Source organism: Streptomyces sp. AM 4-1-1 (genome assembly GCF_029167625.1).
In the GTDB taxonomy this organism is placed as follows: Bacteria; Actinomycetota; Actinomycetes; order Streptomycetales; family Streptomycetaceae; genus Streptomyces.
Genome location: NZ_CP119146.1, coordinates 71,019 through 90,429, shown reverse-complemented (window position 1 = coordinate 90,429; position 19,411 = coordinate 71,019). Strand labels below are relative to the sequence as shown.

Annotated in this window: 18 protein-coding genes; 6 read left to right on the top strand and 12 right to left on the bottom strand. The window is 68.5% G+C overall.

What is annotated here, in order from left to right:
- The first annotated feature begins 1,443 nt into the window (after positions 1-1,443).
- Positions 1,444-2,703 carry a Fic family protein gene (locus tag PZB75_RS31005; RefSeq protein ID WP_275539014.1) on the top strand — a complete coding sequence of 420 codons (1,260 nt, stop codon included), beginning with the start codon at positions 1,444-1,446 and terminating at the stop codon, positions 2,701-2,703.
- Between the two features lie 175 nt (positions 2,704-2,878).
- Here the strand turns inward: PZB75_RS31005 and PZB75_RS31000 are convergent, their stop codons facing one another.
- Together PZB75_RS31000 and PZB75_RS30995 are read right to left on the bottom strand one after the other, a co-directional pair.
- Positions 2,879-4,093, bottom strand: a complete 1,215-nt coding sequence (locus tag PZB75_RS31000; protein WP_275539013.1) for a hypothetical protein — start codon at positions 4,091-4,093, stop codon at positions 2,879-2,881.
- The gene (locus PZB75_RS30995) at positions 4,090-5,181 is read right to left on the bottom strand and encodes a ParA family protein (RefSeq protein ID WP_275539012.1); all 1,092 of its coding nucleotides are present in this window, start codon (positions 5,179-5,181) and stop codon (positions 4,090-4,092) included. The genes PZB75_RS31000 and PZB75_RS30995 overlap by 4 nt, the downstream gene beginning before the upstream one ends.
- A 1,335-nt stretch (positions 5,182-6,516) precedes the next feature.
- On the opposite strand from PZB75_RS30995, the gene PZB75_RS30990 reads away from it, so the two are divergent.
- The gene (locus PZB75_RS30990) at positions 6,517-7,419 is read left to right on the top strand and encodes a hypothetical protein (RefSeq protein ID WP_275539011.1); all 903 of its coding nucleotides are present in this window, start codon (positions 6,517-6,519) and stop codon (positions 7,417-7,419) included.
- Between the two features lie 80 nt (positions 7,420-7,499).
- Here the strand turns inward: PZB75_RS30990 and PZB75_RS30985 are convergent, their stop codons facing one another.
- The 6 genes from PZB75_RS30985 to PZB75_RS30960 form a co-directional block, all read right to left on the bottom strand.
- Entirely contained in the window at positions 7,500-8,249 is a 750-nt protein-coding gene (locus tag PZB75_RS30985) for a hypothetical protein (RefSeq protein ID WP_275539010.1), read from the bottom strand.
- Positions 8,246-8,767, bottom strand: a complete 522-nt coding sequence (locus tag PZB75_RS30980; protein WP_275539009.1) for a hypothetical protein — start codon at positions 8,765-8,767, stop codon at positions 8,246-8,248. Before PZB75_RS30980 ends, PZB75_RS30985 begins: the two co-directional genes overlap by 4 nt.
- A 78-nt stretch (positions 8,768-8,845) precedes the next feature.
- Complete coding sequence (locus PZB75_RS30975; protein ID WP_275539008.1) at positions 8,846-9,160, bottom strand: hypothetical protein; 315 nt, start codon at positions 9,158-9,160, stop codon at positions 8,846-8,848.
- A 68-nt stretch (positions 9,161-9,228) separates the two neighbouring features.
- On the bottom strand, positions 9,229-9,903 hold the full coding sequence (locus tag PZB75_RS30970) for a hypothetical protein (protein WP_275539007.1): 675 nt from the start codon (positions 9,901-9,903) through the stop codon (positions 9,229-9,231).
- A gap of 96 nt (positions 9,904-9,999) precedes the next feature.
- Positions 10,000-10,620, bottom strand: a complete 621-nt coding sequence (locus PZB75_RS30965) for a hypothetical protein (RefSeq protein ID WP_275539006.1) — start codon at positions 10,618-10,620, stop codon at positions 10,000-10,002.
- Between the two features lie 310 nt (positions 10,621-10,930).
- Positions 10,931-11,518, bottom strand: a complete 588-nt coding sequence (locus PZB75_RS30960) for a hypothetical protein (RefSeq protein ID WP_275539005.1) — start codon at positions 11,516-11,518, stop codon at positions 10,931-10,933.
- Between the two features lie 240 nt (positions 11,519-11,758).
- Between PZB75_RS30960 and PZB75_RS30955 the strand changes: the two genes are divergently transcribed.
- Together PZB75_RS30955 and PZB75_RS30950 are read left to right on the top strand one after the other, a co-directional pair.
- Positions 11,759-12,271 carry a hypothetical protein gene (locus PZB75_RS30955; protein WP_275539004.1) on the top strand — a complete coding sequence of 171 codons (513 nt, stop codon included), beginning with the start codon at positions 11,759-11,761 and terminating at the stop codon, positions 12,269-12,271.
- Positions 12,272-12,498: 227 nt separating this feature from the next.
- Complete coding sequence (locus tag PZB75_RS30950; RefSeq protein WP_275539003.1) at positions 12,499-13,797, top strand: hypothetical protein; 1,299 nt, start codon at positions 12,499-12,501, stop codon at positions 13,795-13,797.
- 25 nt (positions 13,798-13,822) lie between these two features.
- On the opposite strand, the gene PZB75_RS30945 is transcribed toward PZB75_RS30950, so the two are convergent.
- The 4 genes from PZB75_RS30945 to PZB75_RS30930 form a co-directional block, all read right to left on the bottom strand.
- A complete protein-coding gene (locus PZB75_RS30945; protein WP_275539002.1) occupies positions 13,823-14,248 on the bottom strand; it encodes a GFA family protein in 426 nt (141 codons plus the stop codon).
- A 336-nt stretch (positions 14,249-14,584) separates the two neighbouring features.
- On the bottom strand, positions 14,585-14,866 hold the full coding sequence (locus PZB75_RS30940) for a hypothetical protein (RefSeq protein ID WP_275539001.1): 282 nt from the start codon (positions 14,864-14,866) through the stop codon (positions 14,585-14,587).
- A gap of 89 nt (positions 14,867-14,955) precedes the next feature.
- Positions 14,956-15,348 (bottom strand): DUF6354 family protein, encoded by a 393-nt coding sequence (locus tag PZB75_RS30935; protein WP_275539000.1) that lies wholly within the window; start codon positions 15,346-15,348, stop codon positions 14,956-14,958.
- Positions 15,349-15,425: 77 nt separating this feature from the next.
- Positions 15,426-16,001 (bottom strand): hypothetical protein, encoded by a 576-nt coding sequence (locus tag PZB75_RS30930; RefSeq protein ID WP_275538999.1) that lies wholly within the window; start codon positions 15,999-16,001, stop codon positions 15,426-15,428.
- 318 nt (positions 16,002-16,319) lie between these two features.
- Between PZB75_RS30930 and PZB75_RS30925 the strand changes: the two genes are divergently transcribed.
- Together PZB75_RS30925 and PZB75_RS30920 are read left to right on the top strand one after the other, a co-directional pair.
- Positions 16,320-18,812 (top strand): transcriptional regulator, encoded by a 2,493-nt coding sequence (locus tag PZB75_RS30925; protein ID WP_275538998.1) that lies wholly within the window; start codon positions 16,320-16,322, stop codon positions 18,810-18,812.
- Positions 18,813-18,830: 18 nt separating this feature from the next.
- On the top strand, positions 18,831-19,409 hold the full coding sequence (locus PZB75_RS30920) for a terminal protein TpgA1 (RefSeq protein WP_275538997.1): 579 nt from the start codon (positions 18,831-18,833) through the stop codon (positions 19,407-19,409).
- The last annotated feature ends 2 nt before the right edge of the window (positions 19,410-19,411 follow it).

Genomic DNA, 19,411 nt, shown 5'->3' with positions numbered 1-19,411 from the left:
ACAGCCCCTGCTGGATCAGCCCGTCCACTACCCGGGCCGCCTCCGCCGTGGAACACCCCAACATCCGCGCGACCGTCGCATCCGCACGATCCCAGCCAGCCGCCACCGCCCCGCCAACGAGCCGTACCCGACCATCCGACCGGGCAGCCAGGACCAACCGCAGCAACGCCAGCCGCTCTGCCGCCGCCCCTCGACCCCGCCGAGCACCAAGCAGACCCGCAGGCGTCTCCCGCTTACCCACCGGCGCCCAGCCCGGCGCGAACAGCGCCTCACACAACGCCAACAGGACGGCCAGCTCATGCTTCTTCAGCACCAGAGCCTGCGGGTTGCCTCGGGCTTGAGCGGAAGTCAGTGGAAGTAGCTCCCAACGAAGACCATCAACCCGACGCACTCCGTCCACCGTCTTCGTCACGACCTCCGTCGCCACCGCGCCAGATCCACGCAGCCCAGGCAGCACCCGATGATCGACGTAGGACTTCGACACTCCCAGCCACCGGGCCAGCTCCCCCGCGCGCAGCTCCAACCGCGACTCTTCTGCCGGCGACTTCGCCAACAGGACCGTGGCACCCAATACCTCGGGCAGTGGGCGCTGGTAGACCGCTCGGTCTGATAGCAGGGCATCGAGAGCGCTAGAGAGCCGCTGCCTCATCTTCGGGCGCAGTACCAGCGGTTCGGGAAGCCCTTCCTTGTCGGAGGAGCGGGGTGTGCTTTGCCATCGTGGATGAGTCGAGGTCCATCGACCACCCTCGAATGTCCTTTTTGTTCCGATTTGGGCATCGTCCGGGGGAGACTCGTTCGAGGCTCTTTTTGGCAATACGGGACTAGCCCTATGGCTGGCGGCTATGATCTGCTCCAGAACTGCATAGGGATGAAGGCACAACACGACCGACCGCTCGACCGATCGACGGAGAAGTCCTGGTCAGCGGGGGTGAAGTTGAGATCCGCTTTAGGGCGGAAGGGTCAGGTCAGGTTGCCGTTGGCTTCTCCTCCCCTTGCGGCATGCGGGTGGCACCGCAGGCTGCAAGTGACGCCGACGAAGTCGGCTCGATGTGGCAGACACGGAAATGCTCAGGGTGGCGACCCCGAGCGGTGGTGATGGGTGACTTGGCGAAGTCACCCGGTGAGGCGACCCGATGGGTCGCCTTTTCGCTTTCGCCCCGAGCCTGAAGACCACTGCGGTGTGACCGTGGCGACGGTCCTCGCGTTGACCCTGCCGAGGCGTGGCGTGCCTCGTGCCGGTCCGAAGCGCGTGAGTCCAGAGTCTCGACAGGACGGCATCCGGCGAGAAGAGCGCGAGCCCCACTCTCCGGAACCACCCCATGCATCACACCAAACATCACGGGGCACACACTATCCTTAAATGGATCTGCTTGAGGCTGAACCTTTGGAGCGTGTCTAGTGGCAAGGTTTTCGGAACGGCCCTGGCCGTCACAGCCTGGCGTGATGCCTGGTGTGGAGGAGCAGGACCTCCGGACGTTCGCCGCGTACGAGCCGGATCTACTTCGGGGGCGCCAGCTCCGTCTGTCAGCCGAACTTGCTGCAGAGGTTGCCGAAGCGGACCGGCTGGTTCGTGCCTTCAACGACGCCGCGCCGACCAGTCCTCATCTGGAGTCTCTGGCCCGTTTCCTTCTCCGGTCGGAGGCTGTGGCGTCCTCGCGCATCGAAGGCGTGGTGGCTTCCGCCCGAGCAATCGCTCACCTTGAGTTGATGCTCGCGACCAAGGCCGGCGACGATCAGCGCACCCACCGCGGCATCAGCGACAGCGCACGCGAGGTTGTCAACAACGTTCTGGCCCTGCGTCGTGCCGTGACTGCGCTGTCCGAGACCGAGGCAGTGACGGTTGACGACATCAACGGCCTGCAAGCCGCCCTGATGGTGGAAACAGAGCAAGACGAGTCATCGGGGTTTCTTAGGACCGTTCAGAACTGGGTAGGAGGCAACGCTTACGGGCCGCACGGAGCGGAGTATGTGCCACCCACCCCTGACGCGGTAGGTCCTCTCATGGACGATCTCGCTGCCTTCATCTCTGAAGATCACCCGCTGCCTCTCGTCCAGGCCGCCCTCGTTCACGCGCAGTTCGAAACGATCCACCCCTACAACGATGGCAACGGTCGAACCGGTAGAGCGCTGATTCACACGGCACTCGCCAGGCAAGGCCTCGCGGTTGGACATGTCCTGCCGATCTCCATGTCTCTCTTGGCTCATGCTCGCGAGTACATCGCCGGCCTTAACGCGTTCCGTTACGTGGGTGAGCCCGACAGCTCCGCCGCGGCCGCTGGAGTTGATGCTTGGATCCGTGTGTTCCTGGCGGCTACCCGCGATGCCGTCGCAGAGGCTCGGCGCTTCACCGACGAGCTAAGCCAGATGCGGAGGGCCTGGTACGCGAAACTTGCCCACTACAGGGAGGGTCAGGGACTCCGTGGACAGCCTCGGAAGGGAGCCGCAGTTGTGCGGTTGATGGAGCAGCTCCCCGGCGTGCCGATTGTGACCGCTAGGGCTACGCAGTCCTTGCTCGGCATCTCCTTCGTCTCAGCCTCGAACGCCCTGGAGGAACTGGCTGGAGCCGGGGTCGTGCAGGTGAAGGAGGTTGAGCGAGGGACACGTGCCTACCTGGCCACCGACGTGCTGGACTTGATCAACGGTGCCGAGCGTCGGCTGACGTACACGAAGTGGGACCTTCCCGAGCTCGACGCGTGGGTGTGACGGTTTCCTTTAACCTGGTGCGGCCCCGGTTAAAGGGAAAAGTGACTGAGGGTAGCCAAGAGTTGGCGCAGTGGGACTCATGGTGCGCCTCGGCGCTACGCCAGTCGGCTCTCGGCCCCCGTCCCACGGGTAGGAACAGGGGCCGAGAGGGAGACAGGCGGGCTGGGTTCGCTGCCTACTGAATCGTCGTGACCAGGTGCTTCTGGAAAAACTCCGACAGGTGCGTACGCTCTGCCGGCAGGCTGGCAATGTACTCAGCAAGGCAGGCACTGACGATCTCGAACGGCTTCGCCTGGATCCCCTGGATTGAGTCCATGAGGTCCATCATGCGGGTGAGGCGAGCGTTGACGTCCTTGCGCAAGGAGCACACGGGCCGGTAGTTGTCCATGTTGGCGCTCTCGGGGTCGCTGAGGATGTACTTGCGGTACGCGAGACCCTTCTGGGCGAGTTGCCACACGTAGTCCCGCTCGTCCTCCATGGCTTCCATGTCGATGCCATCCGGGTCGAGCGGCTTCAGCACCGGTTCCAGCGCGGCATCGACGTAGTGCGCTGGAGTTAGCTTCGGTCGCTGGAACGTCAACATTTTCAGCAGAGCCATGTCGGCGGTGCGCTGGGTGCCGACCTGGTCTGCCGCGAGGCCGTAGAGGTTGATGTTGCGGTTCTCGAAGGGCACAGCGTTCAGCTGAGAGGCGCTGTATACGGTCAACAGCGAGGCGTAGCCCGGTGCTTGCTGTGACAACTCAAGCATCGCTTGCTCATTGCGCTGGCGCGGTTCGTCCGGGTTGAACGGTTCGGCGGGCCTGCGTCGACCAGGCCGCCGGGCCGGGAGTCCGGACAAGGAAGCCGAGGTACGCAAGGCCGGCGCCGCATGCCGGTCAACTCGGGCCAGTTCCGCCGTTCGCTCGGTGGGAGCTTCCTGCACCTCGACCGTGGGCTGCCCGGAGGCGCCTTCCGCAGAAGAGGTTTCACTTGCCGATCCGCTGCTCGGCTCTCCCGACCCGTGCGACGCCTCCTGCCCATTCTCAGCGGAGTCCCCCGCAGAATGGCCCAGTTCACCGCGGATAGCGGCGGGACCAGGTGTCTGGGTCGGCGACACGGTGACGCGGCTAGCAGTGGGCGAAGGTTCAGTCTCGTCCGCAACAGGGCTGCGCTCCGACTCTTCATCCTGCTGCGGAGGAACAACAGCCTTAGCAGCGGTCGACTTCGCCGTCGTCGGAGGCACGAAGGCACGGACCGGGCGGAAGTCGTCCTCGTCTTCGTCATCATCGTCGCCCCCGAGGTTCAGGTCGGGAACGATGAGGTGCTCCTTCTTGCCCGCCTGCTCACCCCGTTTGGCGTTGGCCTTGGGGCCGGTTCCAGTACCCGCCGTGCCGACGGTGGACTTGCTCATGACGCTCCCTGCATCTGCTTCTCACGGAGTTCGGCGTTGCGCTGGCGCACCCGGGTGATCACTCCTCGTGCCAGTTTCGAGTAATCGTCCGCGAGGTTTACGGACGACTGCGCATCCACGTAGCGACCGTTCTCGTCCCGAGGCCGGGGAACCAACTCGCCGTTTTCGTCCCGGAGTTGCCCGGTGGCGGCCAGTGCGAACTCGCGGGCGGGGCGGCCGTGGTTGCGGCACAAGGTAGCGATGGAGCGGGCATCGCGTACGTACTCGTCCAGAATCAGTCCAGGATCCATGCCAGCCTCTGTGAGCAACTTCTCGATCTTGATACGAACGTTGGTCAGCTCCGTGGTCGGCTCGCCCTTGACCTTTCGGAAACCCAGGAAGACGATCGCAGTGAGCTGCGCCTCCGGGTTGAGGCGCCGGTTGGCGCGAATGAGCCGTGTGACGGTGGACAGACCCCTCAGAGCAGCATTGTCCGTGTTGTGAATGGGCGAGACGAGATGGGTGGATGCTGCCAGACCGGCTCGCTGGATGGCTTTGTCGCCCGGGGCGAAGTCGAGCACGATCCACCGGTACAGGTGGGAGATCTGCGCCAGAAGCAGAGCCAGCAGGAGATAGGCAGCGATGGCGTGCGTGTCGGCGAGCTTGTTGATGCGACCGGCGATATCGGAGCAGTGCCTACCCGAGATCGTTGCATCCAGGAACGGCCGAACGTTCTTGACGACCTTCAAGGGGCCGTCGTTAGTGATCGCATCACGGAGGGCCTTCCCGTGATCATTGAAGGCCTTTGCATCCAGTCCCAGATCAGTCCTTCCGTCTCCGTTGGCATCAATCTCCATGTAGAGGACCGGAAGGGCGGACTTCCCTTGGCTGTCGCGGTTCGCTTGTTCCTCAGCCAACATGTAGGCCAAGTTGGTGGCCAAGGTGGTCTTTCCTTCGCCGCCCTTGCCGATGGTGGACCCGATGACGTTCCGCAGGTAGGGGCGTAGTTGCTCGACGAGCGCCGCAAGCATGGCGTCACCTGACATGTCGTCGAACTCGACGATCGCATCGAGTCGACTCTGCAGTTCGTTGTACTCGTAAAGTTCCAAGGCTTCTCCGCCGTCGCGAGATGGTCACGAGAACCACGCGCTGGCTAGCCCACAGTGGATTCTGTGATCCGCAATCGGCCCGCGTGTCCCTTCATGCTCGGGCGTGACCATACACGGGTCAGCGAGCGTGTGTCACGTCACGTCACATTGACGTGGCACGGCGTGTTGAGACCCTCAAGATCATTCTTTGCTTTCCTTGTTTCTAACCCCTAAAGACGCAGAAATTCAATCCATGCGCCGACCTAAAGCCTATTTGCATACGCTGACAATTAGGGGAAGCGACGTTTATGAAGATGATGAGCCTTGCGGGTGAGTGCCTGAGTGAGTAAGTGAGTGATGTATGTGATTTTGTGAAACTCGCAGGTCAGGGGTCATTTTGCCATCTCTTGACGATCGGGCAGGTGGTCGAACGCGGGCTTGGCCGAGACGTCACGTCTCGCTTCGCGGTCAGCTCTGGCAGGTGAGCCGTGAAATTCCGTGTGTGCGGAAACATCAACTGGCGACGATGCGCCTTACCGGCCGATGCTGTTGCGTGAGCTTCGCCGGTCACCTCGAATTTCCGCACCGTCCGTGGAGTCGTCCACCAAGAGACTGCGCCTGAAAACATGCGCCTCACAGGTGCCAGGGGCTGGCAACCACGTACGCGCCGGGCCCAGAGCTGTCAGCGTTGGCGCTCAGCGTGCTTGAGCGCTGAGGGACCGAGGGGGACGCATGGGTTAGCGGGTGCGCTGCCCCGCCCCGAGAAGGCTTTCGGTGGCGAGCTGCGGCTGGCTGGACATCGGTGGTCGAGCCAGGATCGATCACCGTCGTCTCGGCGTTGGGTCACGGCCGCGATCGCGGGGAGCATGGTGCAAGTGGCCGGGGCCTGGCGCGTGCAGGGCACGGTGTAGAAGTCGTGCGGCAGCTGCACGCGACTGCGCAGGCGTTCGACGGCGCTGACGAGAGAGTTGCTACGCGATCGGCTTCGACTTGTCGGCAGGCAGGAGAAGCTTTTCAGCACTGCCGGCTGGAACTACGCCGGAGCCGACCAGCGCTTCACCAACGTGGGGCTCACGGGGCGGAGTATGACGGCTTGCTGGTCAGGCCAGGGTGTTGTCCTAGGCGAGTGGCCAGGAGCAGGACCGAAGGGCGGCCGAGTACGTCGTCGGGGTCTTCCGTGTACCCGGTACAAGGTGGGCGCCACGGCGGTGGGCGTGAGAGCTCATGGGGAACGTCTCGTGTCAGCGCGAGAAAGTGCGCTGGGTGTGTCACACCGCGGCCGGGATCAGCACCTGTAGCAGGTGAAGGGGCGCTCGCTCCTTCACCTGCTGTTGTTCTCGACCCAGGAGCGTCTCGATGACTGTCGCTGTTCCGACCTCGCCCGTCCTGCCCGAGGGCGTCCTCGCTTTCGTCCGGCATCCGCCGGCCGCCCGTCTCGCACGCCTTGCTCAGGCACGCCAACTGCTGGGCGAGCCGGGAGTCCTGCCTCTGCTGGAGGAGGCCGTGCACGTTCCGCAGCTGCGTCCGGGCGTCCTCGCACTGGCTCAGGTGGATGTCGGCGATGCCCCGGACATGGTGTTCACGGTGCGGGCCGAGCACTGGATGCGTGTCGCCCGGACCACGTGGCAGGAGTCGGCGGCGTTCCTCGCCGACGTGACCTGGCAGGCGCGGCGCGACGGCCGCCGCGTGAGCGAGGAGATCCCCAGTGGTGCGGCCCTTGCCGGCGACCCCGTGACCGCCCGTACCCGCATCCATCTTCTGGGGCTCGCGCTGCGCTACGACTTTCGACGGGTCGCGTTGGAAGAGATGCTGCGCGCTCACCGCGGTCCCTGGGACGTCTTCAGCCGCGCGCTGTTCGCGTTCGCGTTGCTCGGCCAGTCGAAGCCGCAGGGGCTGCAGGTCATGGAGGGAGTCCTGGCCGACGCCAGCGACGATGTAAAGGTCCTTCACACTCTGCTGCACGGGTTGTGGCTCGGCGATGGGCTGCCCCAGCGCCATCAGCACATGCTGGGGATCCTGTCTCGTCCGCCGTTCAGGGGGCGCACCGACGCTGTGGCGCTGTTCCGGGAGGCCGGACTCCTGCGGGAGATGCGGTGCTTCGGTGAGGCCCTGGCCACCATCGACCGGGCGCTGGAACTGCTGCCGCCCGGTGACCCGGGAGTCCATGACGACCTGATCCGGGAACGCGCGCTCGTCCTCCTCGCCCGCGACGTGTGCGCCCGGACGCACGGCGCCTTCCGGATGCCGGCGAGCGGGTGACGGCATGCCGTTCGGTGGGGCGCGCCGGGCTGTGCCGTCCGGGCGGACGCCCGGCCGAGGCTAACCGGGGCCCTCGGGCTTTAGTCCGGCATGTCCGCGTATGCTAGGTGAGCCAGCCGCAGCACCGACGGACTGCCCAAGAGATCGTCGGGGTCCCCGTGTGCACGGTAGAGGGCCAGTGCCGTGTCGGCGAGGGTGAGCAACTCGGCCCGAGAGAAAGCGGCGTCGGGGTTCAGGGCGTGCGGACGGCCTTCGTCGAGGTCGTCAAGGACGAGGGCCAGGCGCTGAAGGAGCGGCTTGGCCTCCGGCGGCAGCGGCGTGCGGGCGTGGACGTCATAGTGCTGCTGGTCGAGGGTGTGGCAGGCGCGGGCCAGGAGCACCAGGTCCGTCGTGGTGAGGTCGTCTCGTGTGACGGGCAGGACGGCGGAGTCGGCCAGGCCGAGCACCTTCCACACCCCCGTGGGGGCGCGGCCGTCGGGACCGGGGCAGGCGGCGCACCGAGGGCAGTGGCCGGAGTCGGTGAGGAACTCCGCGCACTTGGCGGCGTGGCACAGGCCGGTCTCGGCGAGCGTGGTCACGGTGAAGCGTAGCCACAGCAGGCCGTCGCCGGTGCACACGTTCAGGGTGTCGGGGCGGGTGCTCCATACGCGGCCTGCGGGTTGGGCGCGCAGCACCCTGCGGGCGGCCAGCAGGACGTCCAGGCCCGGCAGTTCCTCTTGGTCGCGGTTGCCGGGGGGCTGCCAGCCGGTGCCGGCACGGACGTGCACGGTGTAGTCGGCGTCGGGGTCGATCAGTTGGCGGGCGGCGGCGTAGGTGCGGTCGAGGGTCATGCGCGGGTTCCGTGGGGGAGGGGGTGTTCGTTCTTTCCGCTGTCGTTCACCTCGACGAGCAGCAGGCCGGGCGTATCGGCCTGGTCTTCGATGTGCACGTAGGGGACATGCGCGTGGGCGCCCCACTGGGCGCGGCGGATGAGAACGCTGACGCCGTGGACCTGGATCTCGTAGTCGTCGCTGGGGGTGTCGTCCTCGGGGGATGGGGTGACCACGGTGATCAATGCCTCGCGGATGCGGTGGAGTTCGGGGTCGGCCATGGAGGTTCCAGGGGCGGTCGGTGCGGGGGCGGGGGAGTAGGTGGCGGGGTCGAGTGCGAGGAGGGCGTCAGCGACGGCCGAGGACAGGCCGCTGGGGACGAGGCTGGAGTTTTGCATCAGGGCGAGCTTGTCGAGCGGGGTAGGCGCGCGGTCGATCGCTTCGAGCACCTCCTGGTCCTCGGCGTCGTCGCACGCCCAGTGCTGGGCTTCGGCGAGGAGGGCTTCGAAGAGGGAGAGGGCTGCGTCGTGGGGGTTCATTGGGACCTTGGGTCGGGCGGTGCCGGGCCTTGCGGGACCGGGCCCCGAAACGGAAGGAGGGCGTGGTGGGGGCTTGTGTCAGGTGGTGGCCGGCTGCTTGTCGGCCGACTGCTGGGCGAGGGCGGCGCGGCCCGGTTCGGTGATCAGGCAGACGTTTTCCTGGTACTCGGCCAGGCCCGCCCGGACGAGCCGGGAGCAGGTTGCGCGGGTGTGCCCCCAGGTGCCGACGAACCACGCCGTGGCGGTGGAGTCGAGCGGGCAAGTGTCGAGCTTGGCGAGGGCGTCCCACATCGACGGCGTCATGCGGTGGACGGTGGATTCGGTGACGGCGACCGTGACGGTGGTGCGCGTGACGGCGCTCAGGACGCTGGTGGTGGTGAGGGTGTTGCCCATGGCGGGGGTCCTTCCGGGGGGCGGGCGGAGGCCGTGCGGCGGACGCGGCCTCCGACGGGCGGGCTGTGTCAGGCGATACGGAGGCCGGGCGGGGCGAAGGCCACCGTGAGGACGTCGTCGTCGCCCACTTCGTGCTCCAGGGCGTGGTGGACAAGGAAGTTCTGGCACTGGCCCGCCCAGCCGAGGTCGACGGTCCGCTTGGTGCCGTCGGCCAGAACGACCTGGGTCTCGTCGGCGAGCCAGACGTAACCGTTGTCCTGTTCAGTGGTGTCGAAGGCGGCCGAGACGGGCGCGCCGTGTTCGGCGAGGGTCTTCTCGTCCAGTGCCGCACGGACGGCGCCTTCCACGTGCCGGGGCAGCACCTGCTCGATGTGCGCGCTCATCAGTCGCTCCGCCCGGTGGTAGAGGGCCAGCAGCGTTTCGAACGGCAGCTGGTCGTCCAGCTTGATGGGGACGGACTTGAGCGAGTCGCGGATCACGTCCACAACGGCGTTGGCGGCGTGCTCGGTGTCCTGGGCGGTTTCGGTGGTCTGGAGGACGGTCAGCGGCTGGGAGTCGCCGGCCTGGACGGTCAGGTTGCCGTTCGCCTCTACGGCGACGACGAAGCCGATGTGCTTGCCGTCGCGGTGCCGGATCGAACCGGTGGTCCGCGAGGGCCTGGTCTGCACGAACTCCCAGTCGTGGCCGAGAAGGTCGGCGATCGCCGCGCCGAGTACGGGAAAGCCGGAGACGGTGCTGGTCATGTCGGTGGGTCCTTCCGAGAGGGGAGGTCCGGGCGGGCCCGTGTGGGCGGGGCGGGCGGCGTGCGTGTTCGTCCCGGTGCGTGGCAGCGCCGGGGGTCAGGCCAGGGCGGGGTCGCGGATGGTGTCGGCGACGCGCTGCGCGAGTGCGGGCAGCTCCTCACCGGCGGTGTCCCAGAGGATGTGCCGGTTGTCGTCGCTCTCGACGTACAGCTCCGGCCTCATGTCGCCGACGTCCCCGACAGTCAGGAGGTAGTCCTCACCGATGGAGTGCTGGATGAGACCGGTGGTGTTGTGAAGGCCGGGCTCCGCCCGCCAGCCGCTTCCGAGGAGGTGAGCGGCGGCGCGGGCGATCGCGAAGACGCTGAACTCATGCTCGGCGCTGGGGTTCGGGGTGTCGCTGCGGACCGCGTCGTCGAAGAGTGCGATGGCGGCGAGAACGGCGTACTTGACGGTGCGGACGTCCAGCGGTGCGGGGGCCGTGCTGGTGGCGAACGTGTGGTTGAGCTTCTGGATGTGCTCGTGAGCGTGGTCGCAGGCGAAGTAGCTCTCGGGCCACGGTCCGGGGACCTGATGGCTGCGGCCGGAGTTGGCGTAGGCGGTCATCTTGCTCATGGCGCGGCTCAGGTCGCACAGGGTGCCGGCGGTCGGATCGGTGACGAACGGCGTCAGTGCGGTGCGGACGGCCGTGGCCAGTTCGGATGCGGGGGCAGGGTTCATCGGTGCTCCGTACGCGGCAAGGGAGCGGCAGTGCGGCTCCGGGGGGCGTGTGGGGTGGAGGTGAACGGCACCCCCAACACGAATAACAATACACATTGGAAGCTGAATAAGCAACAGCGATGGGTGGAGGTCATACCTCCGCCCTCAGAAGCTGGTCCCCGTGCGGGCCTGCCCGCTCACGGGGCTTATGCAGCAACGCCGTTCGGTCCGTGAACGAGAAGGTGGAGCCGTCGGTGGCCTGGAGCTGCCTCCCGGAACTGCGCCCCGAGCACTGGGCACTAGGAGGTGGCCGGTGGCCGGCTGGGGGTGGTCAGGCAAGGCGGACGACGCCGAGGTGCACGCTCTGGCCGCATGGGAGGCTTCCTCGCCCGTCCAGTCCGCTGCCGGTGCGCCATGTCCGGACGCGTCCCAGTCCCGCCCCAGCGGCAGCGGCGACGCTCTCCAGGTCGTCACTGCACGCGGCTGTCGCCAGCAACCGGACCGTGAAGCCCTGACCGTCGTCCTCCACCCACAACTGGGCTCCCGACAGCAGCTTTTGGTCCAGTGTGGCCGTCCACGGGGCCAGCGTCCGTAGCAGGCCGGCTCCCGCCGCCGTCGATGTCGCGCGGAGCCCGGTCGCGGCGCCGCGCACCGGGGCGTCCACGGCGGCGACCAGGACCACGTCGTCTTCCAGATCCGCCGTGATCACACCGTCGTCACGATCGTCCGTCCGTCCGGCCGCCTCGCTGCTCGTCACCGCTGCCAGCCGCGCCATGCTCATTGAGGCGGCCGGCCCGCTCGCGCACACCTCCGCCTGCACGTCCCCCTCGCTCATGCACAGCCGGACCGGCTCCAGGGGGCCGCAGCCATCCAGCAGGCGGGCAACCGCTTCCACGCAGCGGGCCAAGGAGAGTGACATGGCCGCCATTCTCGCCTCCGCGAGGCCGAGGCGTTTCGTTGTCCGTCCAACCGGCGGCAGGACGCCGTCAGGTTTCGGACAACCCCGGAGCCGGGCTGATCCGTGCGGCTAGCATGACCGGGCCAGGAGAACCGGTCCTGGCGGGATCCTCCCCGCGAGCGCGGGGATGCGGCCCGCTCCGGTGCGGGCCGGTCGTCATGCCCGCCAAGGGCTCCCGCCGCCTCCTGGAGCAGCCGTACCGTGCGTACCCTCACCATCCCGCTGAACGCCGCCTCGCCCCGCGCCTGTCTGGTCCTCGCCGACACACCTGCCGGCGTCGCCCTCTGGCTGACCGAGCCGGACTTCCGCAACGTCCGCGACCAGCTCGTGCACACCGCAGCCCTCACCCGGCACCATCTGGCAGAGCTGGGCGAGTTCCTCCTCGGGTGCCCGGAGCCCGACTACGAGCCCGGACCCGGCCACGACCGGGCCACCTGGCTCGCTCACTTCGTCGCCGGCGGGCCCCGGCCGCCTTTCACCGTCCTGGACCTGCGGCTCAACCGCGGCCGCGTGGACGCGCGATCCGGCCCGCCACAGGGCCTGCTGCGCAGCCTCGGCCCGGCAGACAGCCCTCTGCTGCTCGCCGCCCTGAACGTTCCCGTCCTCCGGGCCGGCGAGGCTCCGGCAGCTCACGCCGCCGGGGCCAGGACGTACCTCGGGCACGTCCGCCACCTCGGCGACCGGCTGGTCCGCAACCGCCCCGCAGCCGCCTGAGCCCCTCCCACCGTTCCTCCCGCAGAAAGGGGAAAGCCCAATGACCGCCAACCATCCCGCCGTCCTGGCCGACACCATCCGCCCGGCCCTGCCGACCCCCCCTCCACGCCAGGCTGTGGAACCAACTGGCCCGAGGTGCCTTCCGCGGCTCCGTCCGCCGCGACGGGGCCCCCGGGCGGCGCCTGCTCGACCTCGCCCGCCAGTGGGAAGAGGAGGGCCTGGTCACCGTGCACGCCCTGGGCCGGGGCGGCTGGGTCGCCGACCTCGTACCGGCCCTGCGCCAGCCGGCCGAGCCGACCAGGGCGCCCGCGGTGCGGCTCGGTGTCCTGGGCGACCAGTACCTCGACCGGACACGGGAGTCCGACTTCGGCCGAGCAGCCCTGGACGCCGTGAAGCCCGCCGTCTGCGACGTCTTCGGAGACGAAGCCCGCCACTTCACCTACGAACCCGTGCGCACCGACGCCGGCGAGCTGGCGGGCTGGACGTGGAAGCACCTCCACCGCGCGCACTGGGTGACCGCAGACGCGGAAGTCTCCCCGAACGACATCACCGACGAGGAGATCGCCGACTGGAACGCCGCGAAGTGGCCCTTCCCCGTCTACGACCCCGCCGCCGCGCAGCAGGCGGTCCGCGCCGCGTACGAGGCCCACCGAGAAGTGAGTGCCGCAGCGAAGACGGCCGCGCGCCGCGTCTGGCCGGCCGCGGCCGGGTTCCGGCCCGTCAAGGAAGAGGGCGAGACGATCGGCTATCTCTTCCGGGCAGGTCCCTTCGATGCCCTCCACGCCTGGGTGACGGCCGACGGCAGCGCCGTCGATCACCTCGGCCACGACTACATGTCCAATCCGCACAAGGCCCTGCGCGGCGCCCGCCAGGCCGCCGCCCGCCACCGGGCCGCCGCAGCCGCCGGCCGGCAGCCGCTGCCCCACCTCGACGAGGAGCAGGCGCGCGCCGCCCTCGACGAGCCGGACCGCACGGCCGCCCTGTACCCGGTCGTCGACCACGGGCAGCTGCTGGGCTATCTCGCGCGGGCCGGCAAGGGCATGGCGCACGGCTACGGGTGGGTCACCGCCTGCCGCTCCCGCCACACCCGCTTGGAAGACACCCGGGCGGACGCCGAGACAGTCCTGCGCGCGGCCCTGGCCGAAGATGTAGACCAGGGCCGCACAGCAAGCTCAGAGCCCCGCGCCCTGCAGCCGCAGATGCTCCTGCTGACCGCCGCCGCGGCCCGGGAGAAGGCAGCCGGCGCCGCTCCTGCCAGGACGATCACCGTGAGCTGGGCGGAAGTGCGCACCGACCCCGACGACGAGCTGATCGGCTGGGAGTACGACCTGCTCCCCCTCACCGACGGCGCGCTGCCGAGCCCTCGGTGGATCACCTGTCACGGCACCCTCAGCACCGACGTCCGCTTCTCCCACCTGCATACCCAGCGGCTGCGTGAACTGACCGAGCAGGCCCCCGTGCAGCGCGAACTCATCGAGATGAGCTACGCCCATGCCGTCGCGAAGGCATCGACCATCCCCTTCTGAGCCCGGGCACGCGTCCGGTCGGTGGTCAGCTGCCCGCGGCGGCTGTGGAGCGGGAGTCGGTGACCGGCCTGAGCCACGGCACCGCGTCGTGGGCGTAGCTCTGGAACTCCGGGACGAGGTCCGAGGAGTCGTCCAGGGCGCCGAAGTTGAACGCGATGCTCACGGCGCCGTCGTCCAGGGCGCACAGATGGCTCCCGCAGTCGGGGCAGCGCCCGCGCCGGGTCTCCTGCGGGTAGGTGTAGAACCAGACCGGCTCCCGCCCGCTCCACACCAGACCGGCCAGAGGGAAGGAGACCCACGACATCACCGGCCCGCCGCCCAGTTTCTGGCAGTGACGGCAACTGCACAGGTGGGGCGCGTCAGGAACATCTGGCACCTCGAAGCGGACGGCCCCGCACAGGCAGCCGCCGCGGCGTACGGCGGACGGCGAAGAAGAAGCGGTGGTAGTCACGGGCTGCTCCCAGGATCGGAGACCAGCGGCACGAACGCACGTGCTGCTCACGTACACCTCTACCGACCGGGCAGCAGTTCGGTTGCTGTCTTGCAGACCGGTTCACCAGGACGTGTGTCTCTGCGCGGAAAGCCACGACGGGAGACGGGCCCCACGGGGCGCGTCAGCCTCATCGCAGCGCTCGTGGAACCCGTCGTCGTGGACACGGGAGCGGTGAAATCCGTCCGGACGAACCCCGGGTTCCAGTCGTTCAGGCAGTTGCAGACAAGCACGCCGACCCCGAGGTGCGGTAAGGCCTCGTCCGCAGAATCGGTGGACGGACTGCGGGGCCTCCCCTCATTTACCCGCACACGTCACCTTCGCGACCAGGTGCGTCACGTAGTCATACTTGAACTCCGGCTCGTCGAGATTCCGCTTACAGCAGTCGGTGATGCCGGTCGTGTTCGTGCGCCTCATGCGGTGAACGAGGGGAGGGCGCCCCACCTCGGCTTCCTTGGCGGAAAAGTCCGCGTCGCGATTGCGGTAGGCCGAGACGACCTTGTCCACGTCGTCAGGCGTGTACAGGCCAGAAGCGAGCATCTGCCGGCGCAAGTCCTCGTAGTACTCGTCGCTCTGCATTCGAGCACCTTCCTTCCGGGTGCGGCCGGGCGAGCGGCTGTCCGAAGCGGCGCCGCTCGGCTCGGGAGCAGTGGGTTTCGCAGGTTCGGTCAGTGGTGGGCCTTCGCCGCCTCGGCGGTGAGCTCGTGGTGCACGCGCAACGCCGCGGTCGCGTACTCCATGGGCGACGGGTTGGTGCCCTGCACGCCCGTCATCGCCGCCAGGAAGCGTGCGTAGAGGACCTGGTCGGCGTCGTCAACGGCATCCTCGATCAGCCTGAAGGCGCTCGTCGTAAAGCGCTTGAGGGCCAGCGGCCGTGCCGTGCGGCCGGCCATTCCCGGCCTGTTGTCGCGTTCGACCACGCACTCGGCGTGGGTCTCCGTCACGGCGACGACGCGCAGCATCCGCTCGCGGTCGACCATGTCGGGGGCCATGTCCTGCCACAGCTGCCCGACCCGGACGGGGCCGACGGAGGAAGAGACGGGGGAGGGGCTGGTGCTCACGAAGAACTCCCTAGTGGGGGCGGAGGGTTGGTGCCGGGCTGCGGGCGCGGTCGGTGACGAGCGTAGGGACGGGGGCGTCAGTCCGTGGTCCCGGGGGCGGGAGCTTTGAGAATGCGGAGGTTCTCCGCCTGGATCTCGGCGCAGAACCGGGCGATGAGCACCCACAGCGGCATGGAGAGCCCGTCGAACTGGTCGTGGAGCAGCCGGGCGGCTGCGTGCATGGCGTGCTGCGCGCGGACCACATCCATCTCGTCCGTGCGGCGCGGCGCGCGCTCCAGGGAGCGGCCGGCGCGAAGCAGGTGTTCGTGGGCCTCGCGGCTGACCGTTTCCAGCCGCAGCGGATGTGCCGGGGTGAGCCGGGACGGCGGTGGCGGGGCCGGGTCGAACACGGTCAGCCGGGCCGCGCTGAAACGCGTCGCCCACAGCTCCACCATGTAGACCGAGGCAGCCTGCCAGGCCGCCTCGTCGTACTCGCCGCTGCGCTCCTGGAACGTCGTGATCGCCCGGTCCATGAGAGCCTCGGCGCGCTCCAGCGCGGCGCCGTGGCCGAGGCGGAAGTCCTCCAGGGCCTTGGCTGCCTCGATCACGTGAACCTGAGCCGCAGGGGCGTGATCGGTGAGGCTGCGGCGCATCAGGATGTCGCCTGCCTCCACGAGGATCCTCGACCCCACAGCGGCGGAATCCCCTGGCTCGGGGGACAGAAGGGGCATGGCTGTCGTACTCCTCACGTGTCGTGTCGGACGCGGGAGAGACCCGGCGGGCGAGGAGAGGGCAACTTACGTTGCGCACGGCCTCCTTGGACGCGGCCGCCGTCTTCGGGGCGACCCTGACCAACAAGTCATGACAGTACATCACGAAAACACATTAGGCAACGGTCACAATACATAATGGAATATCAACAAGGCGCTTGCGCGTGCTGCGACAAGTGCGTTAGATTCGCGTTAGATTTGCATCTGAAGGAGGAGGTGGACATGGGGAGCAGCGACCCGGTAGCGGCTGTGCTCGACCGGATCCCGTTCGACGGCCCGGTTCCGCCACTGCCGGACCCGGCGGAGCGTGTCAGGCTCCGCGAGGCGTTCGGCTGGACGGTGACGCAGATGGGCCAGGCCAACGAGGTGCGCCGCGAGACGGTGTGGACCTGGGAATCGGACCCTCCCCGCACACCGCGCGGCGAGAAGGGGCAGCGGTACGCCCGGATCCTCGCCTACTTCGCCGCCGAGCTTGCTCGCAGTGGGGTGCAGGACGGTTCCGCAAACCTGGAACCCGAGCCCGAGCCCGAGGCAGCCGCCGCGGAGGCGACCCCTCTCGAGTTCGACTTCGAGATCGAGGATCCTCCCGAACTCTCCTGGCCGGACCCCGAACCCGCCCCCGCCCCCGCCCTCACGGAGACGTCGGAACTCGAGTTCGACGCGCCCGACTCCTGGACCGCCCTGCCCGAGGGGGTCACCCGGCGCTGCGTCCGCTGCGGGCAGCCGACGTCGAGCGTCGTGGACGGCCAGCCCCGCCATGTGCACCTCCAGGCCATGGCAGCCATGGGCATGCCCCGTTGCGGCACCCGGTCCACCGCCCCGGCCGCTCCCGCTTCCGCCCCGCGGAACGAGTCCGCGACACCCACGCCCACCGTGGCCGCCACAGCCCCCGTCGTACCGGAAGCCACCGGCACGGCCCCGACGGATCGTGCTGCCGCCGCGCACTCCGCCCCTGCGCCGGCCGCGCCGCGGCGCCCGGCCACCACCACGGCCCCCCGTCGCAGGACGGTCAAGAAGCCGGCCGCAAAGCCGGTGCCCCCGGAGTACGCCGACGGCCCGCTGGCCGTCCTCGACATCACCGACGGCGCCCTGACCGCGCACCTCGTCGACGGCCGCACCCTCCCGTGCCCGGCCAAAACCCTCCAGGCCCTAGCCGCATGGGCACTGGACAAGAAGAAGATCCGCCTGGGAGCGGCCAAGCTCCACGACAACGGCTTCGACCAGGACCCGCTGCTCATCCTCACCGAAGGAGCCGTGGCTCACTTCGGCCTGCCCACCGACCTCGCGGACCAAGAGGATCTGCGCCTGCCGGCCGACGACAGAAGCGTCAAGAACATCACCAAGGCCGGCTGGGAGCTCACCAAGTCCGGCTTCGGCCCATGGGCCAGGCTTTTCAAGCGCCTCGACGGGAAGCGCCACTGCGTTCAGCTCGCCCTCGTGCCCTGGGGCGCGCTGGAGACCCGTGCCTGGGGCAAGGCCGGTGCCCTGTCCGCCGGCGACCTCGCCGCCATGCTCGGCACCTACGCCCGCCTGGTCATCACCCCCCGCGGCACCCTCGCGGTCACCGGCGACGAACTCATGACCGCGCTGCGCCCGCCCACCAAGGCCGAGTGGAGTGCGGAGGAAGGCAAGTACGTTTCGGCGAAGGTGGCCCACACCCTCCACACCGTCGTCGAGCCCGCCCCGTGCGAGGCACCCGACGAACACCCCGTCGTCGCCGCCGACTACCCGGAGGAAGGCTCCCGGCCCGCCAGCGAGGCGCTCGACGAGGAAGCCTGCATCTGGGTCCGCCCCGCCGAACTGATCACCGACGACGAGCGGGCCCGTACCCACGTCGCCGCCCTGGACGTACAGGTGGCCTTCCTCGCCGCCTGCCGGCGCCTCCACGTCGGCACCGGCCCGGCCATCCACTACCCCCGCAACCCCACCTTCGACCCCGACCTGCCCGGCTCCTGGTACCTCGACCTCTCCCACATCGAGACCGACCCGCGCCTGCCCAGCCCCTTTACCTCCAGCGGCGTGCGCCCCGAAGGCCCCGCCTGGTACGCCACCCCCACCGTCGCCTACGCCGTCGAACTCGGCGCCGACGTCCGCCCCATGGAAGCCTGGGTCCGCGAGACCCACAGCCCCTACCTCCAGCCCTGGTACGACACCCTCCGCAACGCCTACTTGACCGTGATGGCAGAGCTCAAAGTCACCCAGGACCTCGACGACGAAGCCTTCCTCGCGGCCATGGCCGGATACAAGGACGGCGACCCGCTCCTGGTGACCCTGGCCAACGCCATCAAGGCCACCGCCAAGTCCGGGATCGGCAAGCTGCGCCAGCGCCCCAACCTCGGCCTCGACCACGTCTTCGGCACCCCGTGGCCGGCCCTGAAACGGCGCACGTGGCGGCCCGACATCCGCGCCATGATCCTGTCGAAGGCGCGAACCAACATGCACCGCAAGATGCACAACCTCGCCACCACCGCGGGCCGGTACCCCCTGGCCGTCAACAACGACTGCGTCGTCTACGCAGTCGACGGCGTGTCCCCGCTGCCCCTCCTGCTCGGCCCCGACGGCGAGCCGATCCGCGGCGGGTTCCGTCTCGGCGTCAACCCCGGCTCGGTCAAGCACCAGGGCTCCCAGACCATCGACTGGGCGCTGGACCTGCTCGTCGACGGAGTGAACATCGCCAACGAAATCAAGGACGTCTCGCTCGTCCGCGTGGCCTGAACAGGAAGCTGACTGACTGTGGGACTGATCGAAGACCGCCTGGGCGAGGCCACCGAGACCGCCTTCTCCCAGCCGATTCCCAAGACGCTCGGCGCCCGGATCCGCTTTCTGCTCAAGCAGGAGAAAGGCGTGAGCCGCGCCGAGGCCGCCCGCGCCGTCGCCGAGAAGATCGGCAAGTCCCAGCGCACCGTCGAGCGCTACCGCGACGACAAGATCAAGACGGCGAAGCCTGAAACCGCCGCCCTCATCGAGGCCACGGTCAAGCAGCTCTGGCAGCCGATCGTCAAGGCGAAGAAGCTCCAGGCCGCCGTCACCACCGGCGGCATCAGGGTCGACGTCCGCGGGAAGTTCGGCTTCAAGTCCCCCAAGGGCACCACCAACGACCCCCGCTACCGGCGCCTCACCCGCCGCCTGGACGCCGCCACCGCCGCAGCCCTCTTCGAAGCCAAAGAGGCCGGCGCCACCGAGGATGAACTCGCCCAGATCGTCGCCGACGGACTGCGCGACGACTACTTCACCGACGGCGGCTCGCGCGCCACATCCCTCCAGTCGGTCGCACTCACCGGCATCGACCACATCAAATTCGACATCACGTGACC

Bases quoted from the DNA above. Each gene is read 5' to 3' on its own strand.
- PZB75_RS31005 (WP_275539014.1), top strand. From the start codon at position 1,444: ATGCCTGGTGTGGAGGAGCAGGACCTCCGGACGTTCGCCGCGTACGAG.
- PZB75_RS31000 (WP_275539013.1), bottom strand. From the start codon at position 4,093: ATGAGCAAGTCCACCGTCGGCACGGCGGGTACTGGAACCGGCCCCAAG.
- PZB75_RS30990 (WP_275539011.1), top strand. From the start codon at position 6,517: ATGACTGTCGCTGTTCCGACCTCGCCCGTCCTGCCCGAGGGCGTCCTC.
- PZB75_RS30985 (WP_275539010.1), bottom strand. From the start codon at position 8,249: ATGACCCTCGACCGCACCTACGCCGCCGCCCGCCAACTGATCGACCCC.
- PZB75_RS30980 (WP_275539009.1), bottom strand. From the start codon at position 8,767: ATGAACCCCCACGACGCAGCCCTCTCCCTCTTCGAAGCCCTCCTCGCC.
- PZB75_RS30975 (WP_275539008.1), bottom strand. From the start codon at position 9,160: ATGGGCAACACCCTCACCACCACCAGCGTCCTGAGCGCCGTCACGCGC.
- PZB75_RS30970 (WP_275539007.1), bottom strand. From the start codon at position 9,903: ATGACCAGCACCGTCTCCGGCTTTCCCGTACTCGGCGCGGCGATCGCC.
- PZB75_RS30965 (WP_275539006.1), bottom strand. From the start codon at position 10,620: ATGAACCCTGCCCCCGCATCCGAACTGGCCACGGCCGTCCGCACCGCA.
- PZB75_RS30960 (WP_275539005.1), bottom strand. From the start codon at position 11,518: ATGTCACTCTCCTTGGCCCGCTGCGTGGAAGCGGTTGCCCGCCTGCTG.
- PZB75_RS30940 (WP_275539001.1), bottom strand. From the start codon at position 14,866: ATGCAGAGCGACGAGTACTACGAGGACTTGCGCCGGCAGATGCTCGCT.
- PZB75_RS30925 (WP_275538998.1), top strand. From the start codon at position 16,320: ATGGGGAGCAGCGACCCGGTAGCGGCTGTGCTCGACCGGATCCCGTTC.